The sequence below is a fragment of the Arthrobacter sp. B1805 genome (assembly GCF_002929745.1).
Classification (GTDB): domain Bacteria; phylum Actinomycetota; class Actinomycetes; order Actinomycetales; family Micrococcaceae; genus Arthrobacter_D.
Genome location: NZ_PJIQ01000047.1, coordinates 1 through 1,382, shown reverse-complemented (window position 1 = coordinate 1,382; position 1,382 = coordinate 1). Strand labels below are relative to the sequence as shown.

Below are 1,382 nucleotides of genomic sequence, written 5' to 3'. Positions count from 1 at the left end.
GGGTCTGTCCGATAAACGGTGTGTGGGGTCCGGCGGTTTTCATTAGTGGTTGGTTTTCTCAAAGCGTCCTGCGAAGGTGATCGCGAAGGCGTTCAGCGCTGGTTTCCACCTGATGACCCAGCGTGCTCTGCCTCCGCCGGTGGGGTCAAGGGACCGGGTGACGAGGTAAAGACACTTCAGCGCCGCGGCCTCGTTCGGGAAGTGGCCCCTGGCCCGCACCGCTCGGCGGTAGCGGGCGTTGATCGACTCGATCGCATTCGTCGTGCAGATGACCCGGCGGATCTCCACGTCGTATTCGAGGAACGGCACGAATTCCGCCCACGCGGATTCCCAGAGGTTCACGATCGCCGGATACCGCTGGCCCCACTCGGCGGCGAACTCCGCGAACCGGTCCTTCGCCGCCGCTTCGGACGGCGCCGTGTAGACGGGTTTGAGGGCTTTCACGATTCCGTCTCGGTGTTGCCGGCCGGCGTAGCGGAAGCTGTTGCGGATCAAATGCACGACGCATTGCTGCACGACGGTCCGCTCCCAGGTCGTGTTGATCGCCTCCGGCAGGCCCTTGAGCCCGTCGCAGACGGCGATGAGCACGTCCTCGACACCACGGTTCTTCAGCTCGGAGAAGACCTGCAACCAGAACCTCGCACCCTCGCCTCCGTCACCGGCCCAGATGCCAAGGATGTCGCGTTCCCCGTTCACGGTGACGCCCATAACGACGTAGAACGGGGTGTTGCGGACCTGCCCGTCGCGGACCTTGACCACGATCGCGTCGACGAACAGAACCGGGTAAAGGGGGTCCAGCGGACGGGAAGCCCACTCCGCGAGTTCACCGGCGACCTTCTCGGTGATCCGACTGATCGTGTCTCTAGAGACCTTCGCCCCGTAGACCTCCTCGAAATGCGCGGCGATCTCCCCGGTCGTCAACCCACGGGCGGACAGCGAGAGCACGATCTCATCGATGCCATCCAGACGCCGTTTCCGTTTGGGCACGATCACCGGCTCGAACGACCCGTCCCGGTCCCGCGGCACCTCGATCTCCACCGGGCCGATCTCCGTCAACACCGTCTTCACCCGAGTGCCGTTGCGCATGTTCGCCGCGATCGGCGTCTGCCCGTGCTCGTGCCCGAGGTGCTCGGTCAGCTCCGCTTCCAAAGCGGTTTCCAGCACGTTCCTGGTCAGCTGGTTCAACAAGCCACCCGGGCCTACCAGGCTCACGCCCTGCTCCTTCGCCTGGGCGAGCAGCCGCTCGGCGAGGTCCTTCTGATCGATGATTTCTCCCGTCACAGGATCGATCATCGCCCCTGATACTTCGGTCGTGAAGTCGTTCACGGCCATCTCCTCTCGGATCAGGCCGAACCCTCACACACCGTTATTCAGACAGTCCC

General features: G+C 64.0%; 1 protein-coding gene. It reads right to left on the bottom strand.

Annotated features, from left to right (window positions below; all coding sequences use genetic code 11):
• Positions 1-42 precede the first annotated feature (42 nt).
• Positions 43-1,293, bottom strand: a complete 1,251-nt coding sequence (locus CXQ96_RS17790; protein WP_104119360.1) for an IS256 family transposase — start codon at positions 1,291-1,293, stop codon at positions 43-45.
• Positions 1,294-1,382 lie beyond the last annotated feature (89 nt).

Excerpts from the sequence above, each read along its gene's own strand:
- CXQ96_RS17790 (WP_104119360.1), bottom strand. The coding sequence starts at position 1,293 with ATGATCGATCCTGTGACGGGAGAAATCATCGATCAGAAGGACCTCGCC.